Here is a 22188-nt window from a genome sequence, read left to right on the forward strand (position 1 = left end):
GGACAGCACCGCAGTAAAAGCTAAACGCTGGCCCTGCGTAAGGGCCAGCTAGCGCACCCAGCGGCCGCGAATCGGCCGGGCGAAATACGCCAGCACCGCAATCATGCAGATCTCAATCGACATCGACCAGTAGATATGGCCGAGGATTTCGCTGCTCAGCTCGGCCGCGTTCAGGTGCCATAGCCAGCCGGTCGCGCCGTCCGCGTAGACCGGGTTGCGGAAGCCGAGCAGAGGTATCAGCAGGCCATGCATCACCACCGTGATGATTACGCCATACAGCGCGCCGAACCCCAGGCGGATTTTCGGCCAGTACACGGAGCCGACCACATAGACCAGCGCAAAGGCAAAGCTGAACAGCCAGTGGTAGAGCGTTACCGCGCCGGGCACGTTGATGCCCTGATAGAGGTAGTCCAGCGAGTGGGAGTTGATCCCCAGCCAGCCCAGCCAGGCATCAATATGCGCGCCGGGCGGCGAAATCTCACCGGCCATACGCGGCGGCATATTCACTTCCGAACCCCATTTCACCAGCGAACTGATAAATCCGCCAACCAGCGTGGTCCAGAGGATGACCTGACGGTTAGTTTTTATTTGCAGCATTGCATACCCTTTATGAGATGAAAAATAAGTTTCACTCATGCTAACGCGGGCAGTCAGAGGCCATATTGACCCACGTCAACGCCGCTTTCTGCACGGATTAAGGCAACAGGAAACGCCCGTTGTCTGACCGCCGGGCAGGCATTTTTGAACGCGGCTGTCAGACAATGGCCAGGGAGATGCAGACAGAAACTGGCAATTGTTTGCGCATTAATCTGCCCAAAAAAAACCAACCATTGACGAGAAGTTCAGCTGAAGCTGGCTAAGGTGCATGGACATCAACCCAGGGAGGAAACAGAACTATGAACAGTATCGTCAGGGGAGTGCTGAGCGCCGCAATGCTGTTGATCCTCAGCGTATTCAGCAACGTGAGTTGCGCGTACCAGGCAGACGCGCAACCGGCTGAAACGAATCAGACGCCTCTGCCCCACCAGAGCATTGCCAGCGAAGGGACGGTGACCGTTGGCGGGAACAAGATTCCCTACCTGGCTGAAACCGGTCTGATGAATCTCAACACCAGTGATGTGCAGGAACCGGTTATCAGCCTGTTTTATGTCGCCTACTTTAAGAAGACTCAGCGAGGCGATCGTATCCGCCCGATCACCTTCATCTATAATGGCGGACCGGGGTCCGCTTCTGTCTGGCTGCATATGGCAGCACTGGGGCCGAAGCGGGTAGCGCTCATTCCACCGCAAACAAATCAGCTCACATCAACGCCGTTAAAAGATAACGCTTTCAGCTTGCTGGACGTCAGCGATTTGGTTTTCATTGACGCACCCGGCACCGGTTACAGCCGTTTTATAAGCAATGCCGGCAGCGCAGAGGAACGGGCACAACAGAAAGCAGACAGTGCGAAAAGCGTTTACAGTATCAGGGGCGATGCGGGGGCTTTTACCCAGTTTATCGTGCAGTTTCTTACCACTTACCAGCGCTGAGACGCGCCGAAATATCTGCTGGGTGAAAGCTACGGCACAACGCGAACCATAGCGCTGGCACAGGAGTTGAAGAAACGGGAAATCGATGTAAATGGCATCATCCTGCTATCAGCCTTTCTTAACTTCAATATTGATAATAATGATGCGGGGAATAATCCCGGCATCGATCAGAGCTACTTCCTGACGCTGCCGAGCTATGCGGCCACCGCATGGTACTATCACCGGCTGGCAGCCGGTTTCCAGAACTTGCCTGCCCTGCTGCAACAGGTTGAGACGTTTGCCAATGGCCCTTATGCGCAGGCGCTGATTCAGGGCAACGCGTTAAAAAAGGCAGATCGCCTGCAAATCGCACGCCAGCTCTCGCAGTTCACGGCTATTCCGGCAGATGTCTGGCTGCGGGCTAATCTGCGGCTTAGCGTGGATGCCTTCGTCAAACGGCTGTTGCAGAACAGTGGTCAGGTGGTGAGCAAATACGATACCCGCTACAGCGGCCCTGAGATTGATTCTCTTAGTATGCCAGCCGACTATGATCCCCTGCCAGGTACCCTGGGCCCCTCGCTGGTTGCGCAGTTTCACCGCTATCTGCAAAGTAGCCTGCGCTGGCAAAGTGACGAAGATTATCACGTCAGCACTGACGCGTCCTGGTACTGGAATTTGAACAGCGAGAGGGGCGTTGGCCGCTTTAATCTGTTACCGGATCTGGCGCAGGTGATGAAAATGAATCCAGCAATGAGGGTGCTGGTGATGGGGGGAATTTATGACCTGTCGACACCTTGGTATGTCGCCCGTTACGACATGATGCATCTGCCTGTGCCTGACAGCCTGATGAAAAACATCTCTTATTCTGCGGGGGAATCCGGGCATCTGCCCTACGCTGATGAAGCCGGGCTAAAGAAATTACACACCGATATCAGCGCTTTTATTGGCAATACAGGCAGCTGAGGCCTGATAAATACCCTGACGTACAGTGGAGAACAAAACGCAGCCCTGGCTGCACGCCCCGTAGATTCGCAAGGATCCACAGGACGTGCAGCAAGCAGAGGGTTACTCAGGCTTCGGTTCACCCATCGCTTTCAGTTTTTTCGACAGGTCACGACGCTCTTTCGACAGGTCGGCGTTTTTGATGATGTAGTCATCAACGCGATCTTCGTAATCCACACGCATGCTGGCGATGATCTCCTGAATGGCTTCCACGCTCATGCCCGGTTTGATGTACTCGCTCAGGTTGTCGAGCAGCAGCACGCGCTTCTGGTTATCACGAATTTTTTTCTCGTTATCGTGAATTTCACGCTGCAGTTTGTTCTTGCGGCGGAACATCCGTACGAACTCAAGTACGTCCTGAAACGATTGCTTTGCATTTTCCATGAAGACACCTTTCATTTGGGCCTGTAATCACAGGCAACATTGTCGTGACCAATACCCAGGCTGAGCGCTGTTGGGTACCTCAGCTTAGCGGCGCACCGCTGCCGATGGCAATTATCACTTTGCAGAATCGGATAGCGCTTATCTTACCCTGAAGACGTTATTCTCGCAGTAAGTACTTGCTGAATCGTTTTTATTTTCGCATCGCCAGGCGGATCAGTTCGGCCAGCCGCTCCAGCTGGCGGGCCATTTCCAGGCTTAACCACAGGTAACCGTAGATCGGCGTTTCCACCCGCGGGTCGTTGCCGGAGTCGGCGATCAGCTGGCGCAGTTCGGCGCTGATTTCCGCCAGCGCTTCCCCGCTGAGGGCAATTTTTTCACCGTTACCGTCGATCAGCGCGCGGGAGAGCGCGCGCAGCGTCTCTTCGCTGGTCTGCTGCCAGCGCCGCAGCGCCGGGGCATGCAGCATAATCAGATGGCTTTCACGTGACGACCACCAGGCGTTGAGCTGCAGCTCAAGGGTGCAGACCAGGTTGCGGTTCTGCGTCTGGATGGCTTCAAACACCGAACGCGGAATGCGCGTCTCTTTGCTGGCCGGCTCCAGCAGCGCGCGCATTTTTACCACCTTGCCCAGCAGGCGCTGCAGCGGCCGGTTCAGCCGCGGCTGCTGCACCTGGTTGGGCGTAAACCCGGCGTGGTAGAGTTTGGCGGTCTCCAGCAGCGCGTCCGAGAGCTGAATGCGCCAGTGGGTCCAGGCCTTCTGCGGCCAGATGCTGGTAAACAGCAGCGCCAGCAGGCTGCCGAGGATCACGTCACCGCCGCGCCACAGCGCGCTGGTCATATCCCCCGGCCTGCCGCCGCAGATCACCGCCAGGGTAATGCCGATCAGCAGCGCCATATAGGGGTGTTTACCCAGCGTGTAAAAGCCGCTGATAAACATCACGATTGCGCACCACACCAGCATCACCGGCAGGGAGATCAGCTCCAGCTTTAGCGCAATCAGCCCGGACAGCGAGCCAAAAATCGTGCCGCCGATGCGCTGCAGCGCGCGGGGAAACACGCTGCCCCACGATGAGATCGGCCCCATCACCACCACCAGGGTAATCAGCGGCCAGCTGCCTTCCGGGATCTGCAGCAGGCGCACAAACAGAAAGGTGAGGATAAACGCCAGCGCAATGCGGATGCCGTGCACGGTACGGTAATTGCGGTAAACGCTGAACTGCAGGGCAGAAACCGGCTGGTCGGGTCGCACGTCTGGCTCCATAAAACCAAAGGAATGGCGCGACATGATAACCGAAACGCCGCGCCTGAACAGGCGCCGGCGGCGGATTTTTGGCGGAATTTCAGCCCGCCGGGCAGAAAAAACCATCGCAGCGGCGGGTGATAACAGAAACGTTACCACCACGTACCATCGGATTGATTTTATTAACGTTAAATCAACATAATACCGGTAAACACCTCAGCCCTGACCACCTGGCGAACTGAACAGGGCGGCGATGGCGGCGCGCAGGTAGTCCAGCAGCGCCGGCGTCAGCCAGGTGCCTTCAGTCAGCGTCGGCTGCTGCTCCATTGCGGTACGGATCTTCTGCTGCGTGGCCGGGTTATCCCCCGCCCAGGAGTGAAACAGCTCCAGCCAGCGGCGGGCCAGCGCTGCCGCCTGCGGCGACTCTGCCGCCACCTGCTGCTCCATCGCCGTTTTAAAACGGGCAATCAGTTCAGGCCACTCGTTGATACGGTCAAAATAGTGCGCACGAACATAGGCGTATTCATTGTCATCCAGATAGCGGCGGTAGATCTGCAGCTTGCTCTCGGCAAACGCCCGGGTGATATACGCGGCGATCGCCGGAGTCACGCCGCTCAGCTCGCGCATCGCCGGCTGCTCCTCGTGCATCGCGTTCAGCTTCGCGAGAAACTGCGGGTTGCCGCCGGTATCACGCTCCAGGCAGCGCATCCAGCGGCGCGCCAGCTGCTGCGCATCGTCGGCTTCCGCTGCAACGCCCGCCGCCATCAGCGTCTGTACCTGCCCGGTCATCTCGCGCCACTCGGCTTCACGGGCCGCATCGGGCTGGCAGAACGGCAGCTGGTGCAGCTCATCAGCGGTAAAATAGTTGTCGTACATAGTCATCATCTCCAGCGTGGTCAGCCAGTCGTTAAGCTCCGGATCTTTACCCGCCTGCAGCTGCTGGTGCAGCGTCAGCAGGCGGCCGCGCAGCGCGGTGATTTCCGCCAGCTGCCGATCCAGCGCCGTGAGTTGCTGAGCAATCAGTGGCGTCAACGCCGATGAGGGCCGATCGAGCACCGCCTGGATCTCCGCCAGCGACACCCCCAGCCGCCGCAGCGCCTGAATGCGGTGCAGGCGGCTGACATCCTCGCGGCTGTAAAGCCGGTAACCGGCCGCGCTGCGCGCGGAAGGCACCAGCAGCGCGATCTGATGGTAGTAGTGCAGCGTGCGGATGGTCAGGCCGGAACGTTTTGCCAGCTCACCGGGTTTAAGTAACATCGTGCTCTCCTGTTATTACCGGGCTAAGGCTAAAGCCTGACGTAGCGTAAGGGTCAAGCACGGCGCTAAAAATGTTGCCAGGAGTGCGCCAGGTGCTGCCGCAGCCGCTCAATAAACAGCCGCACGCGCGGCGGCTGGTGACGGCCGCTCAGCCAGATGGCGTGCAGCGGCGCGGCCGGCAGCGGGTAGTTCTCCAGTACCGGCAGCAGCGCGCCGCTGCGCAGGTCGCCGGCCACGTCCCAGATCGACTTCATGGCGATGCCTGCCCCGTGCAGCGCCAGCGCGTGGGACGCCTCGCCGGTGTTGACCTGCAGGCGGGCGCAGATCGGCACGCTGCGCTGCTGCTCGCCGCTGCCAAAGCGCCATTCGGTGATGCCGGTATCGCCGGTGACGATGCACTGATGGGCGCTGAGTTCTTCCAGGGTTTGCGGCAATCCGTGACGGGCGGCATAGGCCGGGGAGGCGCAGAGCACGCGGCGGTTGCCCGCCAGTTCGCGCGCCACCAGCCGTGAGTCGGCCAGCGCGCCGTAGCGGATCGCCAGGTCGTAGCCGCTGGCGGCCAGGTCGATCACCCGGTCACTGAGGTGCAGCTGCACGTTGACGCTGGGGTGCTCCAGCATAAAGTCGTTGACGATCGGCGCCAGCCAGATGCGCCCCATGCTGTGGCTGGCGGTGATGCGCAGCGTGCCGCTGGCGCGGTCCAGCCGGTTGGCCAGCGCGTTGTCGATCGCCTCCAGCTCGTGCTGCAAACGCTGCGCGTGTTCGGAGAATACCAGCCCTTCGTCGGTCAGCGACACGTGCCGCGTGGTGCGGTGGAACAGCCGCACCCCGAGCTGCTGCTCCATCTGGGTCAGGCGCTTGCTGACCACCGCCAGCGACAGGCCAAGCTGACGCCCGGCGGCAGAGAGCGACCCGCTGCTGACAATTGCGTTAAACAGGGCGACATCGCGCAGATCTTTCAGCACAGGCAGGTTCACTTGTTGGGGGATGTGTCGGTTATTCTGGCACAGATTGCCTGTGAAATCAGCTGGCTGCAGGATATAAGGATGTTAGTGCGGCGTATCTGTATGACAGTGCCGGATGGATCAGGATGGTGTAAGACTGGGGCAGCAGCAGGCCAGGGAGTGAACTCTCAGCGTGTTTATTCCGGCAGGTAAATCACATGCAGAGTCAAAAGGGGAAAAAGGTGCTCAATAAACTGATCGACCTGGAGATCAAAACCATCATTTTCAGCAGCAAGGCAGGCAACATTATCGTCATTCTTCTTGCGGCATGTTTTTTCGCTGTTATCTGCCGGAACATCCCTGATAAAAGCTGGCTGGTGATTTTTACTGCAGTACTGATTATCTGGGAGAGAATTTTAATTCTGAAAATTAAAGAATTAAAAAACCATCAGATGACTGAGAAAGTAAGGATATCACCACCGTCCAGGTCTGACTGAGGCATAAGTTCAATCAGGCAACTTATCGGGCCGCGTCCAGCGCGGCCCGACTTATTCTGCCGCCGTTACAGCTTCTGCTTAATATAGTCGGTGATGCGGGTAATAATTCCGGCCTGCTCTACAGGTTGCAGCGTCACCAGCGGATAGCTGGCCAGCTCCTTATCGCCCTCCACCAGGCGGATGGTGCCGACCTGCTCGTGCAGCTTCAGCGGCGCTTCCAGGTCTTTGCGGTCGATAACGTACTTCGCCTTTACCTTCTGCACCTCATCGCGCGGCAGGGAGAGATAGACGTCCTTTTCACTGCCCAGTGAAACGCGGTGCGGGTTGCCGTACCAGACGTTCTCGTGGCCGATCTCTTTACCGGCGTGGAACAGCTGCACGGTGTCGAAGCTGTTCTGGCCCCAGGTCAGCAGCTTACGCGCCTGCTCTTCACGGCCTTTCGGGCTTTTCCCACCCATAATCACCGCAATCAGGCGGCGCTGCCCCTCGGTGCTGGAGGCGATAATATTAAAGCCGGCGCTTTCAGTGTGGCCGGTTTTCAGGCCGTCGACGTGCAGGGTTTTATCCCACAGCAGGCCGTTGCGGTTCTGCTGGGTGATGCCGTTCCAGCTCAGCGACTTCTCGCTGTACATCTGGTAGAAGTCCGGTTCGCCGCTGATGATCGCGCGCGACAGCACCGCCAGGTCACGCGCGGTGGTGAACTGCCCCGGCGCGTCCAGCCCGTGTACGGTTTCAAAGTGGGTGTTGCTCAGCCCGAGTTTGTCGACGTAGTGGTTCATCATGGTGACAAAGTTTGCCTGACTGCCCGCCACGTAGTCGGCCAGCGCCACGCAGGCGTCGTTGCCGGAGTCGATAATCACCCCACGGCTCAGATCGCGTACCGAGACCTTTTCGCCGGGTTTAAGGAACATCAGCGACGAGCCTTTAAACACCGGGTTACCGGCCCCCCAGGCATCCTGGCCCACGGTGACCATATCATCGCGGGTGATGCGCTTCTGATCGATAGCGCGATCGACCACATAGCCGGTCATCAGCTTGGTCAGGCTGGCCGGGTTACGGTGTTCATCGGGATTACCGGCGGTGAGGATCTGCCCGGTGGTGGCGTCCATCAGCACCCAGGAAGCGGCGTCAATCGCCGGTGGCGTCAGGGGAAAGGCCAGCGCGGGTGCACCGCTATCGGCGTGGGCAACGCTGCTCACCAGCACGGCCACCGTTAAACTTGCTACATGACGCTTCTTCAACACCTTAATCCTCATTGCTCAACAGGTAAAAAACTGCGCCTGTTGTACGGGATCTGGTGTGGCAGTGTGTGTCTTAATTGCAAGAAAATGTGTTTATTCAGCGAATTAGCCGATTTTTATATTCAACAACAGCCTGCATCAGGACGTTGCACAACTTATACCGGTGATTTTGCCTGATTAACTGACAAGGATTTCTTTATACCTCAGGCAAAGCACAGATGCGCAGCAGGCTAAGGGGTTTCGGTAATCCGAAGCTTCACTCTTGAACGGAACCAACGGAATACCAGGGCGCTGATAACCAGAATGCGTGCGCTCAGCCCGTCGACATCTGAAATTTCGCCCGTGCCGGAATATGGTTTACCATGTAAAAAGCGGTGTTCGATGTCGCTCAGAACCCGATAATTTTTGGTACACGGCTAAACGTGTATTCTGTACATATTGGGTACAAGAAATGGCATGTACCTCTGCGAATAGCAGCAAATCACTGTCAACGCGCACGGTAGTAAAAAAGGTGGAAGAGTTAGTGTTAACGCTTTCGAATCAACAGGTTATTGAACAAAACTGAACGGATTTAAAATTTGAAGAACGAAACTGCACAGCCAACCTTCCTCTTTCACGATTATACAAATCATCACATAAACCATTGAAAAATATATTTTATTTTTGACAACTTTCTTTTTTGGTACACAGTTTGGTACATATCAGATATTCGTAAGCTAAATCCTTGGTCTGAGCCATGCCTTGGCCTTTTGCAGTACTTTGATTACCAAACACCCAGCAGTTGAACATCTTCCAAATTCTGCAGTTTTATCACTTCGCCCTCTTCCATGATCAGTACCGTCTCTTTCAGAGTGCCGATCTACTTGTTCTCGTAAAGCTCGATAGCAATTTTTTGCCCTGGCAGGTGTCATTGACCGATCTACATCCGAAAAGAGACCCGGCACGTAGATCATTGGCATAAAAATAATAAGCTTTTATAAGATAGTACGTCATTTTATAAAAAATCTCAAAAAAAACCTTGCTTTTTCACAGATGCTTGATAATTTGTAATTGGTTTATGGGCAGATTTTGGATCGCGTTTCGCGATCAGTGAAAAAAATGTCCGATTGGATTGCCTCTCAGGGTCTCACTTTCCTGGCTTTACCTGACTTCTTGTCAAGTTTGCGTAAGAGTGCCCATAAACCATTTCAAGGTGATAAATTTTGAAAACTCTTCAATCATTAAAAGAAGCAAAAACAAAGCCTCAACTAGCTAAGATTTTAGGTATAAAACCCTCAACGCTGACTCATTGCCTTTACGTATTAAATACTAACAATCAGTATATAAAGTTCGAAATACCAAAAAAAAATGGCGGTATCAGGGTAATACACGCCCCTACTCCAATTTTAAAAATGATTCAGAAATCTTTATCAAAGTTGTTGCTAAACTGCCTAGATGAAATCATCTTCACAAAATTTCCAAACTCAGAGTTAGCCAGACAAAAAGCTAAAAACTCAGGAATTTTGAAAGTTAAAATCTCGAATGCGGAAATCAAACAACCCTCGCTGTCTCATGGGTTTGAGAGAAACAGATCAATAATAACTAATGCAATGATGCATCTGGACAAGAAATTTGTATTTAACATAGATTTACATGATTTTTTCGGGAGCTTTAATTTTGGCAGGGTCAGAGGCTACTTTATAAAAAACAGAAACTTCGAGCTTCATCCAGATATCGCAACTGTGATCGCAAAAATTGCATGCTATCAAAACAAGCTTCCCCAAGGCAGTCCTTGTTCGCCTGTTATTTCTAATTTGATAACACATGCTTTAGATATAAAGCTCGCTAAGCTCGCTAAGTTAAGTTCATCTACTTATACTAGGTATGCTGATGACATAACTTTTTCAACCAGACTAAGCGAACTACCAAAATCTATTGCAGAAAAAGAAAATCACAAATATGAACCCAGTAAGAAAATCACTAAGGAAATAAATCGCTCGGGATTTTCAATAAATACAAGCAAGACAAGAAATCAATATGCCGACTCAAGACAAGATGTAACCGGACTTATTGTCAATAAAAAACCAAATACAAAAAAAGAGTATTGTAGACTTGCCCGCTCTCAATGCAATCATTTATTCAAAAGGGGGGAGTTCAAAGAGTTAATCAATGGTAATGAAGAAAAAGGAAATATCAACAGTCTAGAAGGAAAGCTTAATTTCATTGACCAAATTGATCATTACAACAGATTAAGACAAACTAAAAAGCTTAACCCAAAATACCAACTTAAAAAAGACACCATTAAAAACGGCAATGCAAAATTAAGGCGTTATTTACATAGTTCAAGAGAGAAAACTTTTAGTCAATTTATTTTTTATCGCCACTTTTATGGGAATGAATTACCAACCATTCTCACCGAGGGTAAAACTGATAACGTTTATTTAAAATCAGCAATAAACAAGCTTTCAGCTCAATTCCCTGAACTTTCACGTTCAAAAACCTCCCAAGCAGAATATAAGCTGCTTTTAAAATTCTTCAATTATAATGAAAGAACTAGATTTTTACTCGAACTTTTCGGCGGAACGGATTATTTAAGAGACTTCATTGTCAACTACAAGAAAAACTTTAGCTATTATCAAGCACCCAAACCCAAAAAACCTGTAATTATCCTTGTGGATAATGATAGCGGGCCGAGAGATTTAATTAATTACGCAAAAAACATTGAAGGCGTGATGATTTATCCTGCAGGTACTACTGAAATCAGAGATGCTGATTTTGTTCATATTTTCCACAACCTTTATTTGGTTCTTACTCCTAAAAAACCAGGGCACAACGAAACTGATATTGAGTTATTTTTTAAAGATGTTGATAGACTTAGGATTTACAATGGAAAACACTTCAACACCGCAGCCCAACGAGATAAAAATAGAGACTTAAGTAAGGAAGCATTCGCAGAACACGTTATCCATGCTCAAAAGGACGTCATTGATTTTAGCGAATTCCCTGCAATTCTTGAACGTTTAGTTAAGGCTATGAATCATTATGATACTATTAAATGACTGAGTGTTTTTTTTCAAAAAAATTAATGACGATTTAAACTTTATCACACATAAAGAGTCAGTTGATTTAACTCAACTGACCCTTATTGAAATACCACTATCCGCGATTTGCCGCAATTCGCTCAAGAACCCGGACCACCCGCTGCGCGGCAGACATCCTTAAAGGTGCGTCCGGCTGCGACGGACTTCAGCACGGCGATGATCTGGTGTTCGGTGAATAGGGCTTCGCGCATGATGATCTCTCCCGGGAACCTAATCAGTATGCCGGAAGATCTCTGAAAGGGAATGGTACGTTTAGTTGGGATACTTACAACTCCGTAGGGATGATCAGGGAGTTATATTAACACTCAATATAAACTGAAGAATACTAACTCATAACTATATTACCTTTTTTGACGAACATAAAAAAAACCCAGATAACTATCAGTTTCAATATCATGGGTATTCATCAGCAATCTTTGCTGATCCTACAATCAGTTCATAATGATATTTAGAAAGCTCATACTTATCCATATCGCCATCGTGTTCAAAATTATCTTTTGCTTTTTTAAGAAAATCTTCTGATCTGACCCTCATTTCATCAGATGTTGTTTTCTTAGTCTTGATGGATTGAACTAAACGTTTACATAACGTTTCCCCATCTGTCATTTCATCTCTTGCATCTTTTAAACTTTCTGGAGTTGAGCCCGCCGGCCAAAGACTACTATTAAAAAATGCAGTAGTTGCTAGGTCGTAACAAGGTGACTTTGAGTATGCAAGTTGACTCAAAAGCATGAAAAAAACACCTATTTTTACCCTATTGAAATTTTCCATTTTATTCTCATGAGTTTATTTTTTCATAATATCGGCAAAATAATACTAATCTTTAGCTTTATTGTTCAGAATAAAAAGACTACAAACTTGACATCCTGTATTTTTTCATGGATAGCGTAAATATCGGTATGCCCTTAATTCTCTTCTAAGGTTGATGTGCCCGCGTGAGCCGCTTCAAGTACCATTATTCTGGCATTTAACTCCTTGAATGCCTCAACGTAAAGCGCGCTCAAGGCACTGTAATCAACTCCCTTGATATTACTGATCGGTGCCCCTGATTCGTCGAACCCCTCACCCGCAATACGAACCGCCTCCGGCAGCACCTGCTCAACGTCCTGGGCGATAACCCCGGCACCGCGTACCGTGGTTTCCTTCGTCACGCGCAGGCTGTAGGTGTAGCCGGTAAGCCTGCCCAGCTTATCCAGCGCGCCCATGACCTGCTGCTTTTCCGACTTGCTGCGGGTATCCGATGTCTGGGCCAGCGAGGCGCACTGGAACACGCCGGCCTTGTTCATGACGAACTGGTAGCCCATCGCATTACTGGTTTCATCATCAACGCGCAAAAATGCCTGACCGTTGCGGTTGCTGTAGAGGACAGCCCGCGAAATACCGCCCGGTCCGCGCATCCAGAAATGCGCGTTCTGACCGTCCGAAGCGGCCTGCGAGAACATCACGCCGGCAGAAGAGATAACGTCCGAAGCCACTGTCAGGGGTCCCGACAACCTGCCGCCGGTAACCGGCAGCGCCCCCAGGTTCAGGCACGCTCCTGCAGCGTCTTTTGCACCGTGTCCGCCCTGCTTAATGCTGAGCGGCGTGGTCAGGCCGGACAGCGAGGTGATATCGCCGTTACCCCCGGCGCTGGCCCGCCCGCCGATCGACGCCTTGAAGTAGTCAATGGCCTCCGCAACCTGCGCGGCCAGCCCGTCGGCCGACAGCGCATCGGTGGTCAGAATGGTGTAGGTCGTGCCAGCCGGAATATTTGCTGCTGGCCCGGCGGTCACCGTCAGCTGCATCGCGCTGTTAACGGTGGCAATCTGAAAAACCTGCACCGGATTTGTGCCGGCAATCAGCGTATGGCCGGGACGAATCCCGGCGGCTGAGTCGGTAAAACTGGTGCCGGCGCCGGACACCGTTCTGCCGGTGCCAATGCTTACGGTGCCTGATTTATAGATAGGCAAAATATCCTCCAGTTAATTAAGTATGGAACTGATTTGACGTAGGGGAAGCAAATATCTGCACCACCCAACGGGTGCGCTCTCCCTGCCCCTGATTCAACGATCCGGCATACAGGGCTAACGTTTCTGCCCCGGTGCCCACGTCGACGCTGAAAGTAAACGTATCAACCGTGGTTTTGTCAGCGGTCTGAGTCGAAGCTATGCCGATCTCCTGGCCTGCTATAACAACCCTCGACCCTATCTGCAGATTATTGCGGGTGCGGATAACGGTCCCACTGAGCGTCATAGGCACGTCGCCTTTTCCTGCCGTGCCGTCCCAGTAGATCACGCTGGACTGCCCCGTATTCTGATGGTAAAAGCTGAACGTTTTTGCCTGCATAAGCGGCCCGTTAATACGGCTGGCGTTCAGCGTGCCCAGGATGGTGCAGCTTTCATTTATCCGTACATTGTTAAGTTCTCCCTCGCTGGCATACATTTTTCCCCTGACCGTGACGTTGTTAAATTCAGCCTTCCCGTCTTTGTTGACGTTCCAGCCGCTGTTACCCGGCGCGTAGTCGCGGGACTGAATGTAATCCCCGATTTTCGCGTTGGTTATCGACGCATCGCCAATGAACGCGCTGTTCATATACACCTGCCCGTTCTCAACCACGAACGGCGACACGGCGTTTTTCGACGCGTCCGACGGCAGCAGCGCCAGGCGGTCAGCCGTCATCAGGATCTGCGACTGCAGCGCCCCGGTTTCGTTGCTGATGCCCACGCCGATCCCGGCGACAACGTAGCGCCCGTCGCTGGTCACGTTCATCTTTACCTGCCAGCTGGCGTCGATCTTGCCGTTCGCGGCCACCACGGCTTTAGACAGCGTGCTGACGCTGGCGTCGGTCTGCGCAATGCTCGAGGCCTGCTTCAGCACCGCCTCGGCGTTGTTGCGGTTGGATGCCTTAACCTCTTCAATACGCGTGGCCGTGGAGCTGTCCAGCGTGCTGACCGCCGTCTGCAGCGTGTCGATCGTGGCTTTCTGGCTGTTCACGTTGCCGGTCAGGCTGGTGATGCTCTGCCCCTGCGCCGTCAGCCCGCTTTCCGTCTGAGTGACGCGGCTGGTGATGCCCTGGATGGCCGTGGCGTTGGCGGCGTTCTTCGCCATCGCGCCGGCACCGCCGCCCAGCCCTTCAATCAGGCCGTTGAGGAACGTCACCGGTGTTTCAACAAAGGCCGACGCATCGCCGCCGGTCGGTGATACCAGCTCGATGGCGGTTCCCGGCGCCATGCCCTTGCGGCCAATCAGCACGTAGGCCGAGCGGTAAACCAGCCCGCTGACCAGATCCGCGGTGCCGCCCAGTGACTCTACCGCTGCGGCCACCGTATAGGCGTAGGTGCGCGGCTCGTCTGCCGTGAAGAGGATCACCTGGGTTCCGTTGGCCAGCGCCGCGATGGCATCGCTCAGCGCTTTGCCGGTTGCGGCGGAGCCAAAAACGTCATACCGGGCAAAACTTGCGATCGACGCAGACCCATCCGCCTCCGTCTTAAACACCGCCAGGCTGAAGCTGCGACCGCCGACCGCCACCGCCGTACCGTCCAGCCGGTAGATGCCGGATGCCCCGGACGAACCGTTACCCCGCGAGATAACCCGCAGCTGGGTTTCCCGCGACAGCGCCGCGCTGATGTCGGTGATGCTGCTTCCCTGCGCCGTCAGCGTGGTGCCCTGTTTAGAGACGGAGTTTTCGAGGCTCTGCAGCGCGGCTGATGTTGCCTTGGTGGCCACCTCCTTATTGGTTGCGGTCAGGTCGTTACGCAGCTGCGTTACCGCGTTGTTGGCCGCATATACATCCTGCTCGGTCTTCGTCACGCGTCCGGTCAGGAGCTGCGTGGCGCTGGCATTGGCATCGGCGGTCTGCTGCGCCACATACGCGTCGGTTATCTCGGTCAGGGTGACGTTATCCAGATAAACGCTGTACCCCGGCGTGCCGGCTCCGTTGGTGCCGCGCGGCGAGACCCAGAAGCGGGCGCGGGCGGCACCAGAAAGGCCCACCACGCCGTTGAATTTGACCCACTTATCCCGGCCTCCCAGCGCGGACTCCGTGATGTCAAAACCAACTTTCCAGATGTGAGCGCCCGCCTGGGTCCAGCCGTGCAGGCCGACGGCCATCGACCAGCCCGTTGCCGGAGCCTGATCTGCCGGCATCAGCGCCCAGAGTTCCAGGCGATAGTAGGCGATATCCTTAACGGCAATATCCGGGCCGATATCCTTATCGCTGTTCCCGCTGGTGCCGGCAGGGCGCGTTATGCGCAGGGATTTCGCGCCGGCATACGCCGTGCCGCTGACCACCACCGCATCGGCGGTCAGCGCCTGGTTGTCCGCGTAGGACTCCAGCGATCCGTCAAACCACGGGTTGCTGCCCAGACGCCCGGCCTGGGCGATGCTGTTGCTCAGCGACGTCATACTGGTGCTCTGGCTGCTGAGCACGCCCTCCGCGCTGGAAACGCGCGTGCTAAGCCCGGAGATGGCCGTGGCGTTTGCCGTAAGCTGGGTCTGCACGTCTTCGGGGGACGGCGACCAGTCGCTGGCCTTGCTGCCGGCCTCAAGCATCGGCATCGAGAGCGACGCGCTGACCGAGCCGCTGGCCGGGTTGGTCAGGCGCATAAACACCAGTTTTTTCACCGTGGCAGTCGCGCTCTGCGTCCAGGTTATCCAGTACCGCTCCCACTTGTCCGACAGGGTGACCGGCACGCCGCCGTCAGCATTGGTATTCTGCAGGCCCTGACTGGTCAGCGTTCTGGTCGTGGTGTTCGGGCTGTAGAAAAAGCACGACACCACCGTGCCCTTCACGCTCGATTTGGCCCAGAAGCTGGCCGTATACACGCCTTCCAGCGCCGGGTTTAACGTCGTCGGCGCGAACAGGTCGTTGTAAACCCCGCTTTGCCCCGCGTTACGGGTAAGGGTGATCACCGCGTTGCCTTTAAACACCTCTGCGGCGATGCCCGCCGCGCCCTTAAACGTGCCCGTATCCGCCAGCAGGTTGGTGCCGCCAAGCTGCAGCGTCGCGTCGTACTGGCTGACCTGGCCGGCTGCCGCCGCATCTGCCTGCGTTTTGGTGTAGTAGTTGTTGAGCGCCGCCGCGTCCGCTTTCTGGCCCAGCGTGGTGCCCTGCTGCTGAACGGTATTTTTCAGCGAGGTGATCGCATCGCCCTGGCTGGTTGCCACCCCTTCCGCATTCGATACGCGGGTTGTTAACGCTGAGGTGGCCGCTGCCGTGGCGTCGAGCTTCTGGCTGTCGGTGACGTCGGCAAGGTAGACGCTGTCAATCTGCAGCCAGCCCGCCGTTAACACCCCCTGAACGCCCAGCGTTGCGTCGATATCCGCAGCCGTGCCGTTCAGCCACTCCGCCGAAGCGATCGTCCAGTCCGTTTTGCTGACGTCAAAAAACGGGCTGGTCAGCACCACGTTGGTGGCAACGTTGCCGAGACGAAGCTTGTTGTTGGCCTGTGCCCCAATTTTAGAACCGCTGGCGAAGCGGTAGCTGCAGGAGAGCCGGTAGCGCCGCCCCGTTTTCAGCAGCACCCGCTGCTCCAGGTTAACGATCGGACCAGGCAACACCCGCAGGCAGGCCGGGCTGGCTGCCGCAGCCCCGCCGGAGGTATCAACCTGGTAATTCACCGCGCTTTCCGTGAATGACCAGCCGATCACCCCTCCGTCAAAGCCGCCGTTTGCCATCATGTTTTCCGGCTCCCGATCGGCAACGGTCAGCGCGGCGGTCAGGTCCGTAATGCTGGCCCCTTGCGCGGCCAGTGAGGTTCCCTGCTGGCTGACGGTGTTCGACAGGCTCTGCAGCGCCGCCGCGTCGGCTTTTTTGGAGACGTTGTTGCTGGTCGTGGCCAGATCGTTTTTCAGCGCGGTCAGCTGGGTACCCTGGCTGGAAATGGCGTCGGCGCTCTGATCCACCTTCGTGGTCAGGGCCGTCATCGCCGTCGCGGTTGCGTCCGCCGTTTCCTGCGCGGCATAGGCGTCGGTGATGTCAACGATCGTCACGTTATCCAGATGCACAAAGTAACCCGGCGACCCGTCGCCGTTCTGCCCGCGCGGTGAGACCCAGAAGCGGGCGCGGGCGGCGTCTGACAGCCCCACCACGCCGCTGAACTTCACCCACTTATCCCGCCCGCCGAGCGATGCCTCGGTGATGCTCACCCCGACCCGCCAGCTGTGAGCGCCGGCGGCGTTCCAGCTGTGAACCCCCACGGCAAGCGACCAGCCCTCCGCCGGCTTCTGATCCGCCGGCATCATGGCCCACAGCTCGAGGCGATAGTAGCCGCGCTCCTTCACGGCGATATCCGGGCCGATGTCCTTATCGCTGTTACCAGCGGTGCCCGCCGGGCGCAGCACGCGCAGCGACTTAGATCCGCTGTAAGATGTACCGCTGACCACAACCGCATCCGTGGTCAGCGCCTGGTTGTCCGCGTAGGACTCCAGCGAGCCGTCAAACCACAGATTGGTGCCCATGCGGTTCTGCTGCGCCAGCGTATTGGTCAGGCTGACCATGCTGCCGCTCTGACTGGTCAGAGTGTTTTCAGCCGACTCCACCCGCGAAGTCAGCCGGCTGACCGCATCGGAGCTGGCCTTGCCGCCCAGATCGTTTTTAAGCCCGGTCAGTGCTTCGCTCTGGCTGGCGGTAGTGGCCTCCGTTTTCGTGACGCGGGTGTCCAGCGACTGAATCGCGCCGGCGTTGGCCGCGCTGCTCAGCATGGCACCGGTGCCCCCGCCGACGCCTTCGATCAGGCCGTTGACGAGGTTAAACGGTACGTTCAGCAGCGCCGTGGCGTCGCCGCCCGCCTGCGTGACGCGCTCAATCGCCGTGCCTGCCGCTGCCCCTTTAGAGCCAAGCAGGACATACGCGCCGCGATAGGGCACGCTCTTCAGCAACGCCATCGTGCCGCCCAGCTGGTCGATGGCGTTATACACCGGCGTGCTGTTGGTGCGCGGCTCATCGTGGGTATACAACAGCACCTGAGTACCGTAGGCCAGCGCCGCAATATCTGACGCCAGGGTAACGCCGGTTGCGGCAGTACCGAAGACGTCATAGGTGGCCGACGTGGCGATCGCGCTGCTGCCGTCCGCGTTGGTTTTGAACGTCACCAGGTTATAACTGCGGCCTCCGCTGAACAGCGACTGCCCGTCGGCGGTAAACACGCCCACCGTGCCGCCCGCCCCGTTACCCCGCGCCAGCACGCGCAGTTTCGTTTCGCGGGCCAGAGACGCGTTGATCTGCGTGATGCTGCCGCCCTGGCTACTTAACTGGCCCTCGGCGGACGTCACCCGGGTGGTGAGCGACTGGACGGCATCAGCGCTGGCCTTGCCGGCGATGTCGCTCTTCATGCCGGTGATGGCCGCGCTGTTGGCGTTGGTTTTGTCGCTGACCGCCGTCAGCTGGGTATTTACCTGCGACAGGGAACCGTTGACGCTGGCCTCCAGCGCCTGGCGGGCGGTCACTTCCGCCTGATCGGCCGTAACGCGTGCCTGGCGTTCGCTGTAGATCAGGCCACTGCTGACCTGCGCCGCGTCGGTGCCGGTGTACGCACCGCGCATCTGCACGGCCAGCGTATTGCGGTTCGCCGCCTCCGCCGCGTCGGCATTAACGCGAGCGGTGGCTTCATCCTGCAGCGCGGCCATTCCGGCACCCGGCGTTGGCCGGCCAACGGCGATCCAGTCGAACAGGATGTAGTTGCTGTCGTCCTGCCTGTCGGTCAGATCCAGGCGGAACTTGTCGATGATGCCGGTCCCGTTCCACAAAATATCGTGGACGGTCAGCGTTGCCACGCCGCCGGCGTCGTAGACCGGTTCAGCCACGGTGAACAGCTGCGTGTTGTTAAAGCTCTGTCCGGCGGCCACCCAGCGGATCTGCCCGCTCCACGGCGGCGAACCGACCTTTTTCACGCGCAGCTTGATAAAGCGGTACGCGCCGGCATTCACGGCGATGCCAGACGGTGAAACGACGTAAGGATCGGTGGCGTGGTTGGCCGGGCGCAGCCAGCCGTCGGCGGTCACGGTTGGCGCACCCTGCCCGCTCCAGCCCTCGATGCTGCTGGTATCAAAGTGCCAGATTTTCAGGCTGTCGAACTGCTCACCGGTGCCGGCTGCAACCTGTGAAATCTGCTGCGCCAGCGACTCGTTGCCGTTCTGGATCAGCGTCTTCACCTGGCTGATATCCGCGGTGCGGGCGTTCTTCTCGCTCAGCAGCGCGTCGGCGCGCGCGGCCGCTTCCTGCTGCACCGCAGCGCTGCGCGCCTGTACTTCGGCAGCGTCGGCGTTGGTGCGTGCCAGCGCTTCAGCAGCCACTTTCTGATCCGCCTGCTGCTTCGCGGCTTCGACCAGCTGGGCGGCCTGCGCTTTCGCATCGCTGACCTGCTGAGTCGCCTGTGTTTTCGCGTCATTTACCTGCTGGGTGGCCTGCGTTTTGGCCGCATTCACCGCAGCGGACATTTCATCCCGCGTGGCCTTACCGCCGATATCGCTGACCAGCTCCTGCGCCAGCTGGGTTTTACCGATCTGGCCGGTCAGGTAGCTCAGCACCTCTTCCGCGTCTGCCGACGACTGGCCCATCACCCAGCCGGTAAAGCCGGATTCGTTGCCGCTTTTATCCACCAGCTGCGCGCGGTACCAGAAGCTGATCCCCGCCTTCAGGCCGAGCTGCTGGTAGGTGCTCTGCGGATACGGCACGTCGGCCAGCAGCAGCGCGTCAGAGCCGTCATCTTTGGTGCTGTACTGGATTTCGGTTTTCAGCACGTCGCCGGTGCCCGCCGGGAATCCCCAGTCCAGTTGGATGCCAAACACCAGACCGGCGGCCATCAGGCCAACCGGCTGCGGCGGATTGCCCTCTTTGCCGGTTAGCGTAACCTCTTCCGACATCCCCCAGCCGCTGGAGATCTCCCCGGCGTTGATGGCACGCACGCGGACCTGATAGCGGCCGGCGTAAATCCCCTGCACCTCAAACGAGGTGGTGGCGTTGCGCGGGACGGTGACCCAGTTACCCTCATTACGGCGCCACTGTGCCTCGTAGGAGATGGCACCAGCCGTCTCCGGCCAGGTCACGCGCATCGTCTGCACGCTGATCCCCTGATTAACCACCGAGTACGTGGCAATCTGAATATCCGCCGGGGCCGCCTGGCTGCCGGCCGGTACCACGCTGATCGGGCGCTCATCGATAACCGCGCCGGTATCGATGCGCGCGTATTTGTCCGGATCGTGGTACGCCGCCGAAATGGTAAAGGTGTTGTCGTTGTTGTCCTGCACGCTGACCACGCGGTATTGCTGCGCCAGCAGCTGGTCGGACTCCACCACCCACACGCTTTCCGCCTGCGGCGTCTCGGTGTAAGCGGTGGTGACGGTCACCACCTTGCCGGATACCGCCTGAATGGTGCGGCTCTGCGACGCACCGCCGGGCAGGTTCAGCACCAGCCGATCGCCCGCAACGGCATCGGCAGCACGATCGAGGGTAATAGCACGTCCGTTGACCGCGCTGATGCGGCCGCCGGTCACCTTGCCGGAGAGCATCTCGTCGGCCACGGCGATGATATAGCCCGGCTGCGGGATAGAGCCGTCCAGACCGACGGAGAAGGTGACCACCCGATCTTTATTGTTGGTCAGGATGCCCCAGCGGCCCTTACGGTTGGCCTCCGACTGGCGGGTGCAGCCGATCGCCGTCACCTCCAGCTGGTTGTAGCCATAGCGCGCCACCAGTTCCTGCTCAAACACCGGCTCCATCGCGTTGGCGTAGCCGTTGGCCGGATCGGTCCAGGAGACCAGCGCGGTGGTGTAGCGGGTTTTGGTGGTGCTGCTGGAGTAGGTGAACAGGCCGTCAATCACGTTCGCCCGGGTGAAGCTGTAGTCGACGTCGCGCGGCATATCCGCCAGCGTGACGATCTGGTTGCCGCCCCAGTAGGTCATGCCGCGGAAGATGGCCGCGAAGTCGCGCAGCACGGTGTAAGCGTCGTTGCGATCCTGCACGTAGACATCGCACTTATAACGCGGTTCGGTGCCACTGCCGCCCTTGCCGTCCGGCACCGGCTGGTCGCAGTACTGCGCCACGCGGTACAGCTCCCATTTATCGATATTGGCCGCCGTGAGGCGCTGGCCCAGGCCGAAACGATCGCTGATGACGATATCGTAGAACACCCAGGCAGGGTTATCGGTCCACGCCCACTTAAAGGTGCCCGCCCAGGTGCCGGTGTAGCTGCGCGACGCCGGGTCGTAGTTATCCGGCACGCGGATCACCCGCCCCTTCGGTTCGCAGGCAATCTGCGGGATAGAGCCGTTGAACTGGCTGGAGTCGAACTCGATATACAGCAGCGCGGTGTGTGGATAGCGTAACTTGGCGTCGATCACCTCGGTGTAGCTCTGCAGCGACATCGCGTCGCCGATTTTGGCGCTGTTGGCGTCGGTGGTCACCTTGCGCAGGCGCACCGTCCAGATGTTGCCGTCCTGCGGCAGGTCGATGCGGTGGCTGCGTTCGTAGCCGGAGGTGGTTTTGCCGGTAACCGCGGTGTCGACAACCGTTTTAAACGCACCGCCGTTGGTCTGCAGCTCGATGGTGTATTTGATCGAGTAGCCCACCAGGTCGCCGTCATCTTCCTGCTTAAACAGTGAGGGCCACTTCAGGCGCAGGCGGATCGCCGACAGCTGCGGATTGGTGAAGGTGTGCGACCAGGCGGCGTCACTTTTGAGGGTGGTGCCGACGCTGACTTCGTTCTCGGTACCCGGCATACCCTGAATATAGGTCTGTGCCTGGGTGCCGGGGCGGAACTCCCACGCCACGCCGCTAAAGTTGCTGGTACCGTCGCTGTTTTTCAGCGGCGTGCCATCAAGGAAAATGGTCTGATCGGTCAGACCACCGGCAAACTCGCCCTCACCCAGCGCGATCAGTAATTTTGCTTTAGCGATCGACTGCAGGTCGTCCGGCTGTTCAACCGGAGTACGCGCGGAGCCGCCGCCGCCCTTGCGGCCTTTAATCGTGGTGTTCTTTGCCATATTGCGCCCATAAAAAAAGGCCGCACGGTGGCGGCCTGAAGGTAGAGTACTGATCGAATATCAGGATTTTTCTAAC

14 protein-coding genes are annotated in these 22188 nt (G+C 56.8%); 5 read left to right on the forward strand and 9 right to left on the reverse strand.

What is annotated here, in order from left to right:
• Window positions 1–48 precede the first annotated feature (48 nt).
• Window positions 49–597 (reverse strand): DUF1440 domain-containing protein, encoded by a 549-nt coding sequence (locus tag ASF13_RS04655; protein WP_056233083.1) that lies wholly within the window; start codon window positions 595–597, stop codon window positions 49–51.
• A 299-nt stretch (window positions 598–896) separates the two neighbouring features.
• Here ASF13_RS04655 and ASF13_RS23990 point away from each other — a divergent pair, with 299 nt between their 5' ends.
• Both ASF13_RS23990 and ASF13_RS23995 read left to right on the forward strand, forming a co-directional pair.
• Entirely contained in the window at window positions 897–1529 is a 633-nt protein-coding gene (locus tag ASF13_RS23990; RefSeq protein WP_056233084.1) for a hypothetical protein, read from the forward strand.
• A gap of 66 nt (window positions 1530–1595) precedes the next feature.
• A complete protein-coding gene (locus tag ASF13_RS23995) occupies window positions 1596–2471 on the forward strand; it encodes a hypothetical protein (protein ID WP_056233085.1) in 876 nt (291 codons plus the stop codon).
• A 102-nt stretch (window positions 2472–2573) separates the two neighbouring features.
• On the opposite strand, the gene ASF13_RS04670 is transcribed toward ASF13_RS23995, so the two are convergent.
• Together ASF13_RS04670 and ASF13_RS04675 are read right to left on the reverse strand one after the other, a co-directional pair.
• Complete coding sequence (locus tag ASF13_RS04670; protein ID WP_056233087.1) at window positions 2574–2894, reverse strand: DUF496 family protein; 321 nt, start codon at window positions 2892–2894, stop codon at window positions 2574–2576.
• A 190-nt stretch (window positions 2895–3084) separates the two neighbouring features.
• Entirely contained in the window at window positions 3085–4143 is a 1059-nt protein-coding gene (locus ASF13_RS04675) for an FUSC family protein (protein ID WP_056233471.1), read from the reverse strand.
• 34 nt (window positions 4144–4177) lie between these two features.
• Here ASF13_RS04675 and ASF13_RS24195 point away from each other — a divergent pair, with 34 nt between their 5' ends.
• Window positions 4178–4336, forward strand: coding sequence for a hypothetical protein (locus ASF13_RS24195; RefSeq protein ID WP_156365550.1), 159 nt, complete (start codon window positions 4178–4180; stop codon window positions 4334–4336).
• Window positions 4337–4350: 14 nt separating this feature from the next.
• Here the strand turns inward: ASF13_RS24195 and ASF13_RS04680 are convergent, their stop codons facing one another.
• Together ASF13_RS04680 and ASF13_RS04685 are read right to left on the reverse strand one after the other, a co-directional pair.
• A complete protein-coding gene (locus tag ASF13_RS04680; RefSeq protein WP_056233090.1) occupies window positions 4351–5391 on the reverse strand; it encodes a MerR family transcriptional regulator in 1041 nt (346 codons plus the stop codon).
• A 65-nt stretch (window positions 5392–5456) separates the two neighbouring features.
• On the reverse strand, window positions 5457–6356 hold the full coding sequence (locus ASF13_RS04685) for a LysR family transcriptional regulator (RefSeq protein WP_056233474.1): 900 nt from the start codon (window positions 6354–6356) through the stop codon (window positions 5457–5459).
• 197 nt (window positions 6357–6553) lie between these two features.
• On the opposite strand from ASF13_RS04685, the gene ASF13_RS04690 reads away from it, so the two are divergent.
• Window positions 6554–6832: a hypothetical protein gene (locus ASF13_RS04690; protein ID WP_056233092.1), complete on the forward strand. Its 279-nt coding sequence runs from the start codon at window positions 6554–6556 to the stop codon at window positions 6830–6832.
• 65 nt (window positions 6833–6897) lie between these two features.
• Here ASF13_RS04690 and dacD read toward each other — a convergent pair whose 3' ends face one another.
• The gene (gene dacD, locus ASF13_RS04695) at window positions 6898–8073 is read right to left on the reverse strand and encodes a serine-type D-Ala-D-Ala carboxypeptidase DacD (RefSeq protein ID WP_199177688.1); all 1176 of its coding nucleotides are present in this window, start codon (window positions 8071–8073) and stop codon (window positions 6898–6900) included.
• A 1202-nt stretch (window positions 8074–9275) separates the two neighbouring features.
• Here dacD and ASF13_RS04700 point away from each other — a divergent pair.
• Window positions 9276–11111: a retron Ec67 family RNA-directed DNA polymerase/endonuclease gene (locus ASF13_RS04700; protein WP_056233094.1), complete on the forward strand. Its 1836-nt coding sequence runs from the start codon at window positions 9276–9278 to the stop codon at window positions 11109–11111.
• A 435-nt stretch (window positions 11112–11546) separates the two neighbouring features.
• Here the strand turns inward: ASF13_RS04700 and ASF13_RS24200 are convergent, their stop codons facing one another.
• The 3 genes from ASF13_RS24200 to ASF13_RS04710 form a co-directional block, all read right to left on the reverse strand.
• On the reverse strand, window positions 11547–11924 hold the full coding sequence (locus ASF13_RS24200; RefSeq protein WP_156365551.1) for a hypothetical protein: 378 nt from the start codon (window positions 11922–11924) through the stop codon (window positions 11547–11549).
• 134 nt (window positions 11925–12058) lie between these two features.
• Complete coding sequence (locus tag ASF13_RS04705) at window positions 12059–13102, reverse strand: tail fiber domain-containing protein (RefSeq protein ID WP_056233096.1); 1044 nt, start codon at window positions 13100–13102, stop codon at window positions 12059–12061.
• A gap of 16 nt (window positions 13103–13118) precedes the next feature.
• The gene (locus ASF13_RS04710) at window positions 13119–22112 is read right to left on the reverse strand and encodes a DUF1983 domain-containing protein (protein WP_056233098.1); all 8994 of its coding nucleotides are present in this window, start codon (window positions 22110–22112) and stop codon (window positions 13119–13121) included.
• Window positions 22113–22188 lie beyond the last annotated feature (76 nt).

Source organism: Erwinia sp. Leaf53 (genome assembly GCF_001422605.1).
Taxonomy (GTDB): Bacteria; Pseudomonadota; Gammaproteobacteria; order Enterobacterales; family Enterobacteriaceae; genus Erwinia.